The organism is Pseudoalteromonas sp. QJM3NY_12, assembly GCF_056173165.1.
Genome location: NZ_JBWBUF010000002.1, coordinates 376,886 through 393,120, shown reverse-complemented (window position 1 = coordinate 393,120; position 16,235 = coordinate 376,886). Strand labels below are relative to the sequence as shown.

Annotated in this window: 13 protein-coding genes; 8 read left to right on the top strand and 5 right to left on the bottom strand. The window is 41.0% G+C overall.

Annotation, left to right across the window (positions count from 1 at the left end; translation table 11 throughout):
- Window positions 1-125: 125 nt before the first annotated feature.
- The 3 genes from AC0VZ5_RS17595 to AC0VZ5_RS17585 all read right to left on the bottom strand — a co-directional run bounded on the left by AC0VZ5_RS17595 (window position 126) and on the right by AC0VZ5_RS17585 (window position 4,891).
- The gene (locus AC0VZ5_RS17595) at window positions 126-2,174 is read right to left on the bottom strand and encodes a S9 family peptidase (protein WP_178956887.1); all 2,049 of its coding nucleotides are present in this window, start codon (window positions 2,172-2,174) and stop codon (window positions 126-128) included.
- 138 nt (window positions 2,175-2,312) lie between these two features.
- On the bottom strand, window positions 2,313-3,545 hold the full coding sequence (locus tag AC0VZ5_RS17590) for a threonine/serine exporter family protein (protein WP_198522769.1): 1,233 nt from the start codon (window positions 3,543-3,545) through the stop codon (window positions 2,313-2,315).
- Between the two features lie 122 nt (window positions 3,546-3,667).
- Window positions 3,668-4,891, bottom strand: coding sequence for a glycosyltransferase (locus AC0VZ5_RS17585; protein ID WP_475474766.1), 1,224 nt, complete (start codon window positions 4,889-4,891; stop codon window positions 3,668-3,670).
- A 275-nt stretch (window positions 4,892-5,166) separates the two neighbouring features.
- On the opposite strand from AC0VZ5_RS17585, the gene AC0VZ5_RS17580 reads away from it, so the two are divergent.
- The 3 genes from AC0VZ5_RS17580 (at window position 5,167) to AC0VZ5_RS17570 (ending at window position 8,642) form a co-directional block, all read left to right on the top strand.
- Window positions 5,167-7,617: a S9 family peptidase gene (locus tag AC0VZ5_RS17580; protein ID WP_475475107.1), complete on the top strand. Its 2,451-nt coding sequence runs from the start codon at window positions 5,167-5,169 to the stop codon at window positions 7,615-7,617.
- Window positions 7,618-7,672: 55 nt separating this feature from the next.
- A complete protein-coding gene (locus tag AC0VZ5_RS17575; protein WP_076918701.1) occupies window positions 7,673-7,864 on the top strand; it encodes an alpha/beta hydrolase family protein in 192 nt (63 codons plus the stop codon).
- A 160-nt stretch (window positions 7,865-8,024) separates the two neighbouring features.
- Window positions 8,025-8,642 carry a LysE family translocator gene (locus AC0VZ5_RS17570; protein ID WP_178956884.1) on the top strand — a complete coding sequence of 206 codons (618 nt, stop codon included), beginning with the start codon at window positions 8,025-8,027 and terminating at the stop codon, window positions 8,640-8,642.
- Between the two features lie 73 nt (window positions 8,643-8,715).
- On the opposite strand, the gene uvrA is transcribed toward AC0VZ5_RS17570, so the two are convergent.
- Entirely contained in the window at window positions 8,716-11,277 is a 2,562-nt protein-coding gene (gene uvrA / locus AC0VZ5_RS17565) for an excinuclease ABC subunit UvrA (protein WP_475475106.1), read from the bottom strand.
- A gap of 495 nt (window positions 11,278-11,772) precedes the next feature.
- On the opposite strand from uvrA, the gene AC0VZ5_RS17560 reads away from it, so the two are divergent.
- The gene (locus tag AC0VZ5_RS17560; protein ID WP_464711914.1) at window positions 11,773-12,627 is read left to right on the top strand and encodes a PA4780 family RIO1-like protein kinase; all 855 of its coding nucleotides are present in this window, start codon (window positions 11,773-11,775) and stop codon (window positions 12,625-12,627) included.
- Between the two features lie 180 nt (window positions 12,628-12,807).
- On the opposite strand, the gene AC0VZ5_RS17555 is transcribed toward AC0VZ5_RS17560, so the two are convergent.
- A complete protein-coding gene (locus AC0VZ5_RS17555) occupies window positions 12,808-13,242 on the bottom strand; it encodes a hypothetical protein (protein WP_475475105.1) in 435 nt (144 codons plus the stop codon).
- Between the two features lie 516 nt (window positions 13,243-13,758).
- On the opposite strand from AC0VZ5_RS17555, the gene AC0VZ5_RS17550 reads away from it, so the two are divergent.
- From AC0VZ5_RS17550 to AC0VZ5_RS17535, 4 genes are all read left to right on the top strand, one after another.
- Window positions 13,759-14,253: a GNAT family N-acetyltransferase gene (locus tag AC0VZ5_RS17550; RefSeq protein ID WP_475475104.1), complete on the top strand. Its 495-nt coding sequence runs from the start codon at window positions 13,759-13,761 to the stop codon at window positions 14,251-14,253.
- A 327-nt stretch (window positions 14,254-14,580) separates the two neighbouring features.
- Entirely contained in the window at window positions 14,581-15,060 is a 480-nt protein-coding gene (locus tag AC0VZ5_RS17545; RefSeq protein WP_475475103.1) for a hypothetical protein, read from the top strand.
- A 93-nt stretch (window positions 15,061-15,153) separates the two neighbouring features.
- Window positions 15,154-15,837, top strand: coding sequence for a DUF4386 family protein (locus AC0VZ5_RS17540; protein ID WP_290171331.1), 684 nt, complete (start codon window positions 15,154-15,156; stop codon window positions 15,835-15,837).
- The gene (locus tag AC0VZ5_RS17535) at window positions 15,791-16,222 is read left to right on the top strand and encodes a GFA family protein (RefSeq protein ID WP_475475102.1); all 432 of its coding nucleotides are present in this window, start codon (window positions 15,791-15,793) and stop codon (window positions 16,220-16,222) included. The genes AC0VZ5_RS17540 and AC0VZ5_RS17535 overlap by 47 nt, the downstream gene beginning before the upstream one ends.
- The last annotated feature ends 13 nt before the right edge of the window (window positions 16,223-16,235 follow it).

Here is a 16,235-nt window from a genome sequence, read left to right as displayed (position 1 = left end):
TGATTAGCAGTTATCAGAATAATTAGTCAGAGTGTAACATAAGCAGCGCTGTGCCACTAAGCATGCCTGGCATTACTAACAAAAAGGCCAACATATTATGTTGGCCTTTGGTATTAAGCTAAGACTTATTTGTTAGCGTCTTTCACTGCTTTTAATTTAGCCGCATGGTCAATTTCAAATGCAGGCATGTCTTTTTTGCCTTCCATTAAGTAGTTGTCCATCCAACGCATTAAACGCAAGCTGTAATCGTACTGTGCCGCTACTTTACGGTTACCATGGCCTTCGCCTGGGTAGTAAACAAGGCGAACATCTTTACCTTGCACTTTCATGTAACGGTAAAGTTCCATAGATTGTGCAGGGTGAACACGAGGATCGTCTTTACCATGCATAATAAGCAGTGGCGTTTCAGATTGACCCGCCCAGTAAATTGGGCTGCGCTCTAGGTACCATTGCCATTTATCCCATGGGTATGAACGCGCATGAACTAGGTTCATTTCGTTTGAAATATCAGTAGTACCAAATTTAGATAGCTGGTTAGTGACACCCACAAACATAACGCTGGCAGCAAAGTGCTCGGTTAGCTTTGTTGCGCCCCACGCTGATGCATAACCGCCGTAAGAACCACCGGTAATACCCACGCGTTTAGTATCAACTAATCCCATATCAACAAGGTGATTTTTAAAATCAACTAAGTCGTCAAACTCTTTACCTGCGTAATCGTTTTGACCCAGTTTAGAGTAATCTACGCCTTTACCTGTTGAACCTCGGTAATTAGGGTAAAATACCGCGTAACCACGTGCAGCGCCCATTTGACCAGGACGCGAGTAGTTAGTTACCCAGCCATTTTTATCATGACTTTCAGGGCCACCGTGTACCGACATAATTAGTGGGTAGCGTGTGCCTTTTTCATAATCGAGAGGGTAAACTAATACACCATCAAGTTCTACACCGTCACGTGCTTTGAGCGTAATTGTTTCTTGTTTAGCAAAGCGTTTGTCGTTTAACCAGCTGTTTGAATCAGTTAAACGCTTTGCCTTGTTACTGCGCACAATAAAGACTTCGTTAGGGTGTTTTGCCGTGTTACCACGAAGTGCTAGTGTTTTATCTGAATCAGAAACACTTAGCTGTGAGGCAATAAATTTGCCCTCTTTTACTAGCTTCTTGTATTTGTTAGAGCCGGTTTTAATGCTCGCAACAAAACTTTCTGTGCCCACATTGGCAATAAAGTTAAGCGTGTTACGTTTATGCGACCATTCAAAGTCAACAACGTGGCCCATAAAGTTAGGTAACCATTCAGTGATTTCGGCGGTTTTAGTATCGGCAATAAATAAGCGGCCAGTTGCAGGGTCGTGCTTATCTTCTGCACCTAAAATAGCAATGTATTTCCCGTCATGAGAAAGCTCGGCATCGCCTAACTTACCTTCAGTTTTAAACGATAAGGTGACTTTGTTGCTGGCAATATCAAACAAGTGCCACATCGATTTTGTGTATTTATCATCAATTAGTGCAGTAGGTTGAGTTTTAACCAGAAGCTTTTCACCATTCGCAGCCCAATTAACGTCACTCACGTAGTTATCAACATTGAGTGCGGTAGGGGTAAGTGGCTTGTCGGCTTTAGCTAAATCTACAATAAAAAGCTGCTTGTTTTTAAGGCCTTGCTCGTACACTTCTGCTTTAAAGCCAAGTTTTTTAAGTTCTTTTTCTGACTTATCAGCAGCTGGCATTGCTAAAATAGCGACTTGCTTGTTATCAGGGCTTAACTGATAGCTTGAAATAGATGTGTCTTTTAATGACATAACCGCTTGTGCTTGGCCGCCATCAACAGGTATTTGGTAAAGCGAAGTATATTTGTCGTCTTTTAATTTCGCTAAAAAGTAAATTGTTTTGCTGTCGTTTGACCATTGTAGGCTTTTAATATTAACTGAACCGGTAATAAAAGGGCGTTCAACACCTTTATCGTCAACAACATAAAGCTCACTGTAATTGCTGCCATTTTCGTCAACGTAAAGCGTGCGAGGTAACGAACGGGTAAATGCAACACTGTCGCCATCGGGGCTAACGGTTGTTTGTATTACTGATTTTACTTTTGGAATGTCTTCAACAGTAATTGCTGATTGCGCAAATGCAAGTGAGCTTGAAAGCCCAATTGCTATCGCTAAGCTAGTTTTTAGCATTGTTATTTCCTTTGCTTTATTAGATTTCAGCCATTATAGCAAGGTGTTCTCAATATACTAAAAAATGCGATTAATCCTCAAAAGAGGAGGTTTAATGTTGTAGTTATGCAAAAGCGCGGCTTAAAACCGCGCATAAATCTATAGACTCTTTTTAGGAGGAAGTGCCACGTTTGCAAAAATAAGTCCTGCCACCAGCGACATAAAGATTAAAAACGTTTGCTGACCAATATGATCTGCATAAACAAAGTCTTGGCCTTCAATCAGTGAGTTTAAACCAATATACGTTTTGCTCCCTGGTACCAATACAATTAGGCCTTGCATAGCAACAATTGAGGCCGGGGCATTAGCAACACGGTTAAATAAATTACTGAACACACCAACAGAAAATGCACCAATAAAGGTCCCTAACGTGTAATTTAAATCTAAATAAATAGCAGGCCCAATACTAGTGCCATAAGCTATAAAGCCTGAGGCAATAGACCACATTGCATGTTTAAGCTTTGTTCTAAAGATAACGATTAAGCTACTACACAAAAGTAAAATAGCGAGCCATGCAGTCCACTTTGGCAGCGGCTCAGGTTGTACGAAATCGGCTTGCCCAAAGACCGCAAAGCCAATAGCAAGACCAATAAAAGCCCCAAAATAAAGCTTAAACAGCAACATAAATGAGTCCATCACGCGTGCTGTGCCCGATACTAAGTGTCTGGCTGCAAGTTCAGCAAGGCCAAGTGCAAGGGCTAAACCGGGTATAAACACAATAATGGCAGAGAGTACAATTAATCGAATGTTGATGTGTGCATCTAAATGAACGCTAATAGCACAAGCAAGAATAGCCGACACTATTGCTACTAATGGCTCAAGCATGTGAGCCACACGTTTCGAACGAGCCGACCACAATACAAATAAGTATACAACAAAGGTCAATAAACCAGACCAAATAACATCATTCCAACTGGTGCCCATAAGCATGGCAAATGCGCCACCAGAGGTGGCAAAGGCAACGCCTGTCAGCACTCTGTTATAAGGATTTGGAGCATCAAAAATGATATCAAGTTGCTGATCAACCTCTTGCAACGTGAGCTCGCCATTGAGCATTTTATTAACTAAATCGTCGGTATCGGCAAGTGAACCTAAATCGTGATCGCCTGGGTCAACGCGGGCAACATGGGTATATTCATCTTCATGGCCATCGGTCCAAATAACAAAGGTAACCGACGTGGGCGACATAACAAACGAAGATTTAAGATCTAAATAAGTCGCCACTTCCATTAAGTGGGCTTCTAAGCGATAGGCAGGGGTACCGTATTTATGGAGCATTTTGCCCAATTTAACGATAAATTTGCGTTTTTCAGTAAACGTTGCGGTTTTCAAATTTGTTTTGAACCAACTATTAAATAACTAAGCTAAAAATATAGGCAATAATGCTAAAATTGCCCAAGTTTATTTGCGGCGATTTTAAACACAAATCGCCGCCTGTCTAGTGATTTTTAATGTTATTTTTTATTTTTTTCTGCTATCCACTGCGACATATATTGTGTGCTGCGCATGGTATGGTGTTTGAGCATTTGACCCGTGAAATTTTTCATCCGGTGAGCATCTAAATTACTGCTTATTGAGTCGATTTTTTCAATTAATTGAGCACTTAACTGTACTTTGTCATACAGAGTATTAAGCAGAAGGCCGCCAGCGGCTTGTGCTTCGCTAAATTTAGCCTCGTTGTTGTATAAAGAGACTGCGGCATCTGCAAAAGCTTGCACATCTGCTGTTACCACACCTGGCCACGTCAACGTGCTGTGCATACCTTCGCTGCCAATAGGCGTGGTGATGCTTGGAGTTTGCATGATCATGGCTTCTAAAAGTTTACCTTTAATACCTGCCCCAAAACGCAAAGGAGCTAAGCAAATCCGCGCACTTTGCATTACTTCATACGCATCATCGGCCCAACCTTTAATTAAAAAGCCGGTTTTAGGATTATTAAGCGCGGTGGCTTTTGGCGGTGGGTAGGAACCATAAATATGCAATTCTGCCTGCGGTAGTTGTTTGCGGATAAGCGGCCAAATTTTTTGTAAATAGAGTACCGCATCCCAGTTTGGGGCATGTCGGAAATTGCCAATGGTCATAAAGTGTTGGCGTTGTTCATACGATTTAGTTTGCTCAGGTAAGGCACTTAAATCAACCATAAATGGTAAGTGATGTAACACGCTAGGCTCAACTTTAAACACTTCATTGAGTAGTTCCATCTCATAGCTTGAGATAATTAAGCTAAGATCGCAGCGTAAAATAGCGGCTATTTCACGTTTAGCTATGTCTGATAGTAAATCGCTGTGGTTGAATTCGCGCTCACCTTTATGCGCCTCATGGCGTGCATTACGCAGGCATTGTAAATCTTCGGTATCCAAAATTTTAAGTGCATTAGGACAATGCTTATCTACGCGCCAACCAAATTGTTCTTCCATCATAAAACGATCGAACATCACTAAATCGGGGTTGTAAGCTTTAACATAGTCATCAAAACTATCGCAGTTAAGAGCGATGCTTTGGCTGGTTATACCAAAGTCGGCAAGGTCAACCATGTGTTCGGTAGGCAGTGCGGGCGTGGCGAACTCAACATCCCAGTTTTGCGCCCTAAACGCATTTAGTAACGACATCATGTGCGTACCTGCAGCAGATGAATTGGGCTCTGGCCATACATAGCCAATTACCAGCACTTTTTTCATTGGCTAGATTCTCTAATTATTTGATGGAAAAACAGACTCAAACACAGTGGTATATTTTTAAAAGCTGTAACGGTATTTAAAAAGCAGAAAATGATTTCGAAAAACTAAAATGCTGCAAATTAATGGACATAAACAACCAATTTTAGCGTTGAGTAAATAGGCGTGTATTTTAGCGTATTCAGGCTGCTTAAGTCATTACTTAGCTTAACACTTTATGAATGGTGCAAAACGTGTTTATATATCCGGTAATATTCAAAAATAAAAAGGATAAAAACATGAATGCTTTTAGGCTATTAATTGCCTTGATAGGCTGCATTGTTTTATTGCCTGCAAGTTATGCAGAGCAAGGATATCAAACCCCTTCACCTGCGCTTGCTACACTCGTAGATGCTAAGTTAGCCCCTACTAGCTCTTTATCAAATGATGGCCAGTGGCTTGCTTTGTTTGAACGAAAGCGTGTTGTGTCGCTTGATGAGCTGGCAAAAGAAGAGTTTAAGCTTGCTGGGATCAAGCTCAACCCAGCTAACTTTTCACGTTCCCGGGTTAGTGCTAAATACAGTGCGTTAGAACTTAAGCATGTAGAAAGTGGTACTGTGGTTAACGTGAATAATTTGCCACAGGGGATTATTCGCTCCCCTCGCTGGTCAGCAAATAGCGAGTATTTAGCGTTTATTGTTGAACAATCGGATAACGCACGGCTTTGGGTTTATAGCGTTAAAACCAAGCAAGCAAAGCAGTTAAATGAGCTTGCACTTAATTCAGTATTAACTGCTACACCTTATCAGTGGTTACCCGATAGCACAGCGATTGTGGCTAATTTAGCGGTTAACTTAGACAAACCCAGATTAACCAATGATACCCAAAGTACGGTACCAGTTATTCAACAAAGTAGCGGTGAAAAAGCGCCAGCGCGTACTTATCAAAATTTATTAACCAGCCCGTTTGATGAAGCACAGTTTAAGTTTTATGGCCAAGGGCAATTAGCATATATAACGCTTGATGGTAAGGCTCAGCAAATAGGTCGTGCTGGCTTATTTAAATCGTTTTCAATTTCGCCTGATTCAACCAATATTTTAGTCGCGACCATCGACGAGCCATTTTCGTATCAAGTTCCTTACAGCCGTTTTGCAACTACATGGCAAATATGGGGAATGCGTGGATATGCATTAGTCGAGCTGGCAAAGCAACCCCTTGCCGACAACATTCCACAAGGGTATGACAGTGTTCGCACTGGTCGTCGTGATTTTGAGTGGCGAGCCGATCAGGGTGCGGAGGTTATTTGGGCCGAAGCGCAAGATGGCGGCGACATGAAAACTGAGGTTGAGCATCATGATTACCTTTATAGTTTACGTGCACCGTTTAGGCGCGAACCAAAGTTGTTTGCAAAAGTAGAGCGCCGTTATGCAGGTATAGAGTGGGGTAATGACAGCATTGCCATGCTAAGTGATTGGCGCTTTAGTGACAGACAAGTGCGCACTTATGTAATTCAACCACGTAATGCTGATAGCAATCGTGTGCTATTTTCAGAGCGCAGTTACAATGATGCTTACAAAGACCCTGGTAGTGCCATATATGAGCGTAACGACTTAGGAACACGTGTTATAAAAGTCGTTGGTGGACGTTACATTTACCTTCGTGGTAATGGAGCATCTGAGCAAGGAAATATTCCATTTTTAGATCAATACGATGTAAAAACAAACAGCTCTAAACGAATTTGGCAATCTGCTGCACCTTACTACGAGCGAGTGCGTGCTTTATTAGACGATGAAGGTAAGCGTATTATTACTATTCGTGAATCTAAAACGCAGCAGCCTAACTTTTTTATTCGTGATTTAGATAAAGATAGCTTAACGCAACTGACTCAGTTTGAGCATCCGTATCCTGCATTTAAAGGGGTGACTAAAGAGCAATTACGTTATACCCGCGATGACGGCGTTGAGCTATCTGGTACGCTTTATTTACCGCCTGGGTATGACAAAACACAAGGGCCTTTACCTGTATTGATGTGGGCATATCCACTTGAATATAAAGATAAAGCGGTTGCTTCACAAGTGCGCGAATCAGAATATGAATTTACCTATATAGGTTATTGGGGCCCGATGCCTTATTTAGCTAAAGGGATTGCAGTATTTGATGATCCTAAAATGCCGATTGTAGGTGTTGATGGCAGTGAGCCAAATGATCACTTTAGAAAACAGTTGGTTTCTAGCGCCAAAGCAGCGGTTGATGTACTGGTTGAAAAGGGCATTGCTGATAAAGACAATATTGCCATTGCAGGGCATTCTTACGGTGCATTTATGGTGGCTAACTTATTAGCGCATAGCGACTTGTTTAAGGCTGGTATTGCCCGAAGTGGTGCGTATAACCGCACATTAACACCGTTTGGTTTTCAAGGTGAAGAACGTGACTTTTGGCAAGCACAAAGTGTGTACGCAAACATGTCGCCGTTTTTCCATGCTGAGAAGATTAACGAACCTATGTTAATGATCCACGGTCAAGAGGATCCTAATTCGGGAACTTTCCCAATGCAAAGTGAACGTATGTATGCTGCACTTAAAGGCTTGGGTAAAGAAGCGCGTTTAGTGATGCTTCCTTACGAAGCCCACGGCTATCGTGCCCGTAAAAGCTTATTACATGTACTGTGGGAGCAAGAGCAGTGGCTTGATAAGTATTTATTAAGTGATAACGTTGAACCAGTTGATATGGTAGAACAACCGATTCAATAGTGTATTGTGCCGTGAGATCAAGAAGATCCACTCTTAATCTCACGGCACTTTCCCAATGCAAAGTGAGCGTATGTATGCTGCACTTAAAGGCTTGGGTAAAGAAGCGCGTTTAGTGATGCTTCCTTATGAGGCTCATGGCTACCGTGCCCGTAAAAGCTTATTACATGTACTGTGGGAGCAAGAGCAGTGGCTTGATAAGTACTTGCTAAGTGATAACGAAGTAGACACTGAAACAACAGTAAATTAATTTGCTAAGAGTTTCGAGCTACGTGTCTCGGGCCTCGGGCTAAGCTCGGTGCTCTTAGCCCGACTCTCGATGCTGTTATTTCTAATTTACCGATAGCTATTTTTCCTTTACCCTTTCATTCAAAATTAACACTACTTTTTTAACCTATTGCGAGCTTTAAATGATTGATGTAGCTGCACTTGCGGTATTTGTTCCTACGTTCTTTTTTGTGTCTATTACTCCTGGTATGTGCATGACACTGGCCATGACTTTAGGCATGAGTATAGGCGTGCGCCGAACTTTATGGATGATGATTGGCGAGCTATTAGGTGTCGCTAGCGTTGCGGTAGCCGCGGTGCTTGGTGTAGCCAGCGTTATGCTTAATTACCCCAGTGCATTTGATATTTTAAAATGGCTAGGTGGCGCTTATTTAATCTACATTGGCATTAATATGTGGCGTGCGAAAGGAAAGATGTCGGTTGATACGCATAACACAACAGCCGTGAGCCGATATTCATTATTTTCACAGGGGTTTGTAACCGCCATTGCCAACCCTAAGGGATGGGCGTTTATGATTTCCTTATTACCTCCTTTTATTAACGTACAATACAATGTTGCGCCACAGTTAGCGGTGCTGGTGGCCATTATTTTGCTCTCAGAGCTTATCTGTATGATGATTTACGCAACAGGTGGCAAAAGCCTGCGGCTATTTTTAACCAAAGGCAATAATATTAAGTGGATGAATCGTATTGCGGGGAGTTTAATGGTGCTAGTGGGAGTTTGGTTAGCTTTGGGTTAAAAAAGAGCCCGAGGCTCTTTTTTTATTTGGCGCATACAAAACTGCTAACCTTTTAATCTGAGTATGCTTGACTTTACTGCGCTTTTAAAAACGGCGCAGTACGGCTTTTTGTAGATTGCGCAACCTCGTTTGGTTTACCTTGTGCAACTATTATCCCGCCTTCGTCGCCGGCTCCTGGGCCAATATCAATAACCCAATCACTGTTACTGGCAACTTGCATATCGTGCTCAACCATAATGACGGTGTTCCCAGCATCAACTAAGCCATTTAACTGCGCCATTAGCATATCTACATCTTTAGGGTGTAGGCCTGTGGTTGGTTCATCTAAAATATAAAGTGTGTCGCCGCGCTGAGTACGCTGTAGTTCAGTGGCAAGTTTAATACGTTGGGCTTCGCCACCCGAAAGCTCAGTAGCAGGTTGGCCTAAACGTAAATAGCCAAGACCTACTTGTAGCAGCGCATTTAGCGCGCGCAAAATAATAGGTTCGTCGGCAAAAAATGTATGCGCTGATTCAACGGTTAAATTAAGCACATCGGCAATAGTTTTATCTTTATAGGTAATGTCGAGTGTTTTTTGGTTGTAGCGCTTGGCGTTACACACAGGGCAGGGCGAATACACGCTAGGCAAAAATAACAGCTCCACGCTTACAAAGCCTACGCCTTCGCAATTTTCACAGCGACCCTTTTTAACGTTAAACGAAAAGCGACCGGCATCGTACTTACGCGCTTTTGCCTCTTTGGTATTGGCAAACAGTTTACGTACGTGATCGAATAAGCCCGTGTAAGTTGCAAGGTTTGAACGAGGTGTGCGGCCAATGGCTTTTTGATCAACCGTTACCAGGCGCTTTATGTGTTCAATGCCGTGAGTTATTTGCCCGCCAGTTGTTATATCGAGCTCTTGCTCGAGTAGCTCGGCTTCATCTGTAGGTATTTGTGGCTGCGATTTTTGCCCTAGTGCATCGTAAACCAATTCAACAAGCGCTTGGCTTACTAAGCTTGATTTACCTGAGCCTGATACCCCTGTAACACTTGTAATAACCCCAAGCGGAAATTCTACATTAAGTTTTTGTAAGTTATTACGCTCAACATTTTTAAGCGTTAGCCATGCTTTTGCTGGGCGTTGTTTACTTTGTATTTGAGCTTGCTGAGATTCGTCATTTTTAAATAAATACTGGCTCGTGTGTGAGTTACTAATTTGCTTTAAGCCTGCAACAGGGCCGCTATAAACAATATTACCGCCACGGGAGCCCGCATTTGGTCCTACATCAACCACCCAATCGGCATGGCGAATAACACTTACGTCGTGCTCAACCACAAACACTGAGTTACCAGCGGCAATTAGCTCATCTAGTGCGGCTAATAAGGCTTGTGTATCGGCAGGGTGTAAACCTGCTGAGGGTTCATCTAACACATACACTACACCAAATAATTTTGATCGAATTTGCGTTGCAAGCCGCAAGCGCTGTAATTCACCAGGCGATAACGATGGGGTGGTGCGTTCAAGCGATAAATACCCTAAACCAAGTTTGGTGAGTGCTTCAACGCGTTTAAGAATGTCGCCTGCTATACGCTTTGCAACTATGGCTTTTTCGGGATTTGCAGCATTACTTTTAGCGGGGTTACTAGCAGCAAACCTTAGCTTATCTGCTAGCTCATTGAGTGTTAGCTGCGAAATTTCGCCTATATCAAGACCAGCTACTTTAACCGATAATGACTCTTTTTTAAGCTTTTTTCCTTCACACTGCGGGCACTGTGATATTTGCATATACTGCGATACGCGCTTTTTAGTACGTGGGCTTTGAGTGCTTGCAAACGACTGTAAAACAAAACGTTTAGCACTTGTAAATGTACCCATGTAGCTAGGGCTTTCTCCATTTTTAATTGCCGCTTGTGTTTGCTCAAGTGTGTACTCAGGAAACACGGGCACCGTAGGTGTTTCGTCGGTAAATAAAATCCAATCACGGGCTTTTTTAGGCAGGGTATTCCACGGTTTATTAATATCGTAGCCTAAAGAGGTAAGAATACGGCTTAGGTTTTTACCTTGCCAAGCAGGCGGCCATGCTGCAATGGCGCGCTCTTTAATTGATTTAGTGGGATCGGGCACTAGTAGCTCTTCGGTGACGTTAAAAACGCGGCCAATACCATGGCACTCTGGGCAGGCGCCTTGTGGCGTATTGGGCGAAAACGCATCGGCGTAAAGTATGCCTTGCCCTTTGGGGTATTCGCCTACGCGTGAGTAGAGCATTCGCAGCGCGTTAGATATAGTGGTTACACTACCCACCGATGAACGTACCGAGGGTGCACCACGCTGTTGTTGTAATGCTACCGCTGGTGGCAGCCCTTCAATCGAATCTACATCAGGCTCGTCTACCTGATCGATTAACCTGCGTGCATAAGGCGAAACTGAGTCAAGATAACGATGTTGCGATTCGGCAAATAATGTCCCAAAGGCGAGCGATGATTTACCCGAGCCCGATATACCGGTAAACACCACAAGTGAATTACGAGGCAGGTTTACATCCACATCTTTTAAGTTATGAACACGTGCGCCTCTTACTTGAATGCTGTGATCTGGGTTTAATAAGGCCGATTGTACATTATTAACCTCATGTGACTTTTTAGGTGTGGTTGCCATGTAATATATACTCCTGTGTAATAATCCTGTGTTTATTAATGTTCTATAAAGTATTAATAATAATGCAGTCTTACTGAATGAACGCTTAGCTATATGCTAGTTTTGCGTTTACATAACAGAAAAACTGCTAGTATAAACTTTAACCAAAGACAATAATATTAATTGACTGAAGCGTATTGCGGGGAGTTAAATGATGTAGGTAGAAGTTTGGTTAGGTTGGAATAAGTTAACATTTTAGTTATGTATTTATTGTTTTTTTTATTTGTTAGCATTTTTATGCTGTTTTAATTAAATATGGGCTCAATAATACTTAAAAAGCAAAAAAGGCGGTTGGCTTTTTCTGTGTAGTCGCTTATTCTAGCAGCGTATTTAGTCATTAAATGTAACTTTAAAGTTTACTAATAATTTATAACTTTCTTCAATCCCCAAAGGTATGCCTCGTTTGAACCACATAGCAAAACAAAAAGCCAACTCTGTATTTTTAGAAGGTGTCGTTTGAAAATACCTAAACGCCTACAGCCATTAGTTGATGATGGTTTTATTGATGAAGTGATCAGCCGTTTAATGAGTGGTAAAGAGGCCGATGTATTTGTCGTCGCCTGTGGCGATGACATTCGCTGCGCTAAAGTATACAAAGATGCCAGTAAGCGCAGTTTTAAAAAAGCTGCACAGTACCAAGAAGGGCGAAAAGTGCGAGGCGGGCGCCAAGCCCGTGCTATGGGTAAACGTTCAAGTTACGGCCGTCAATTAGAAGAAGAAATTTGGCAAAATGCCGAGGTTGACGCACTGTCGCGTTTATCCTCAGCAGGTGTTCGGGTACCGCAAACTTACGGCTGCATTGACGGTGTATTGCTAATGGAACTTGTAAGCGATGATGAAGGCGATGTTGCACCACAACTTGGCGCGGTTGATTTAACTGAGCAACAAGCCATTGAGCAACATACATTAATGATGCACTACATTAAACTAATGCTATGCGCTGGGATTATTCACGGTGACTTATCGGAGTTTAACGTACTTGTAGATAGTAACGGCCCAGTAATTATTGATTTACCCCAAGCGGTTAATGCCTCTGCTAATAATAGCGCCGAAGCTATGTTTGCCCGTGATGTAAATAATATGCGCCGCTATTATGGTCAATTTGCACCGGCGTTATTACACACGCAATACGCCAAAGAAATGTGGGCACTGTTTGAAGATGCTAACTTAACCCCGCACTCAAAACTCAGTGGCGAATTTGAAGACGACAGCGAAGCTGCAGATGTAGATTCAGTACTTGACGAAATTCAAGCCGCCTTTGATGAAGAGCAAGAACGTAAAGAACGCATTCGCGACGCTGATGAGCAATAACCCTTAATTTACGTGCTGAGTTTTATATAGTTTTAACTATTAGATCAAAACTTAGCATGTAGGTATGAGCCATAAGGGATGAGTTTAGCTCGTCACTGCAAAATCTAAGTTAGTTCTGTCATTACTATCAACGGGAACCGACAGGTGTGCATTTAACTAAAAGCAGCTTGATACTATCCATTAATTAAATGCCATTGAGTCTGCAAACACATTTTCATTATCAGTGTAATAGTTGATAAATTCTTCCTCATTAAAATCACATTTATAAAAAAAAGACGTTGTGACGGTCTTTTTATTATTTATGGTTATTTCGAATTCAGCCTGTGATGCTTTATTAAATAAAACACTACACTTAGTATTTAAGCCTAACGAATAAACTTTCCCATCAATTTCGATACTGTTGTTGCCTAAAGTAATTTCATTGGGAGTTGTTAATAAATGCAAAAAGTAATAGAGCCCTGTTAAATAGAAAAAAGGAGAAACAAACAAAGCAGCCTTTATTTTTACAGACTCAGATTCATGTAAGTAATAGGTAGAGATCATGGATATTATTGAGAACAAAACAACCATAACAAAATTTGGAGAGAGCCAGTTTTTGGTAAATTTAAATATCATCTTCGATCGCAGAGGTAAAAGTGACGGTCGACTCAATAATTTAAGCTAACAGAAACTAAGGTTCTAAATTTGTGGCCTATCTTATTAAATTAACAATGGTATTTCTACATTTAAGCGCCTGAAAAAAATATGCACTTCGCCCATTCCCTTGTGTTTACCTGCCAATCTTTTTGACCAGGTTATTATGGTATCGTACAAAGCCCACCTTGTCGTATTTTCGACAACTTTTTAAGCATAAACGAGAGAGTCCTGAATAAACTAAAGTTGACACTTTTGCGAAGTTAGACAAAGAGCGAGAAGCTGTTAGTCAGAGCTTTTCTGTATGATGTGAAGTTTTGCTCGCTTGACTATCAGCTTGTTGGCGGTTTTTTCAATCTATTCTTAAAAGTTTTTTTGTTGTTATTTTCGAGTAGTTATCGTTTAATAACATGATGTTTTTTAAAGATAACTACTAGCGAATCTTAATCTCTTTAATGAAAGCTAATGTCGGACCACACATAAGGAAATAGGTATAAAATGGACACTACAATACGAAAAGCTGAATCAACCGATATCGCTGCAATAAAAATGCTGTGGCAGTTTTACCAATATCATCAGAGTATATTTGATTTAGAAGATGTTGGTTCAGATGGTTGCTATGATATTGATGAAGAATATTTAGAATGTGTAGTGCGTGGTGAGGAAGACTGCATTATTTATCTTGTACTCGTTTCTAACCAAATTGCTGGTTTTGCTACCGTAGAACCAACTGAGATCGTTGGCAAAGAAATACCTGAGTTGGCTGATATTTTTATTCTACCCAAATATCGAAAACAAGGCATTGCCAAATTTGTTATTCAAAACTTGATGCCTGTTGAAACAAATCAGTGGCATGTAGCTGTTCATTTAAACGATAGTTTAGCGTTAAAATTTTGGAATAGTTTGTTTGCTAAATTAAATGTTATGCGTGTTGATAAAGTTGATCCTCCTGAAACAGAAGGCTACCACGAGTTTGTTATCACAAATAACTAGCAAGATTACAACGTCTTCTGCGCTTATGTAAAATTTGGTAAAGAGCGATAACCGGTCATTGAGATTGACTAAATATCGGTCGTTAATTGATTAGTTAAGCTGCTCTTTGCGCATATATTCATGAAAATGAGCGCTGCGCGCATATTGGTTCATTTAACTTTGCTTTAAGATAATAGAAAACAATGTGATAGTAATATCTTAGGGAATTTGTTAAAACTACATAAAGTAGGTAAATGAGCGTTATATCGGCAGAAATATGCGCGATGAGCGCACTATTAAATTGTTAGCTTGTTTTCTAAAGTGGCGTTTTAAATTTAGTGTGAACTAATGAATAAAAATATTTGGGCTCTGTATATTGGGCATATAATAATTTCTATGAACGAAATAGATTGGATGACAAATATCATCCAGAAGAAAGTTCTAAATAAAGATATAAGTAAAACATGGTCAAAAAAGCCACTTGCAGATAGATTAAAAAGCCAAATTAACACTTTATCGAAAAGTGACGACTTTCATAATAGGCTTATAGAGTTACTGCAGATGGCGCTAGAACTATGTAATAAAAGAAACCTAGTCGCTCACGGCTCTTTTGCCCTAGATTGTAGTAAGCCTATGGTTGCAGGAGAACAATCTCAATTTATCCTTCATTCTTCAAAACATGCAGAGCCAGCGACTCAAAAAGATGTAGAAATAAATACTGCTAAAGCCATGAAGTTATCAGATGATATTTCTAAATGTATAGCAATAATTGAAATGAGGGATTATAGAGTAGAACAAGCTAACAAGTCATTGCAGCAGGACAAATAACAGTTGGCTTTGCTCCTGCGTCGCTATTTTAGCCAACAATTTTTTGCCTCTGAATGAGGCGTTTTAGCAATACAACAAACGGGGTTTCGCCAAATGAAGGGTCTACAAAAACTAGCTGGTATCGCAGCAATTTTCCAAGGGCTTATTTACATAGCAGCCTTTGTGTATTTTGGGGCTTTTTGGTCATATCCGGTTGATGGTAGTCCAGTCGAAAAAATGACTTACATGGCAGAAAATCAACTTCTATTTTCAATGATCTATTTTCTAATGTACGTGGTGTTTGGCATTTTTCTGGCCATACTCGTTATTGGTATGTATAAGAGGCTTAAATATAAAGTTAATCCCTTAATTACTATTGGATCTCTATTCGGGGGCATTTGGGTCGGTCTGGTGATCGCAAGTGGAATGATTTCGAATATCGGGCTTGATCATGCAATCGATCTGATGGATGCAAATCCAGAAAAAGCCCTTGATATGTGGATAATCGTTTCAGTGATAACAGAAAGTATAGGTGGTGGAAATGAATTAGTTGGCGGACTTTGGGTTCTATTGATTAGCGTAGCAGCAATACAAGAGGGCAGATTACCCCGGTCACTTAACTATCTCGGATATTTTGTAGGCATAGCGGGCATTGCAACGGTTTATCCTGACAAACTATTTACTGAAATATTTGGCGTATCACAAATTGTTTGGTTTATTTGGTTGGGTATATGTTTACTAACCGAGGAAAATGCTAACAAATCAATCCAGCAGACCGCTAACGCGTCGGCTGATTGAGGCGTTAAGTGTTCAAGGGGGAAACATGGTCAAAGCTACTTGTCATTGCGGTAATATCGTTATAACAGCAGACATGCTACTAGAATCTATTACCAGTTGTAATTGTTCAATGTGTTACCGGCTGGGTGCTCTTTGGGCTTATTACACAGTCGATCAAGTTGATATTAAAGTAAAATCAGAGGCTACTGTTCATTTGTGGGGTAGCAAAGTTCGCTCATATCATTCTTGCACTTTTTGTGGTTGCACGACTCACTACACACAAAAAAGAGATGACGGTACAAATAGGGTCGCAATCAACACCAGAATGGCTACTCCTGAGCTATTTAAGTCTGTTAATGTTAGGTTTTTCGATGGTGCTGATACCTTTAAATATGTTGAGCAATAGGGCACTTAACAAG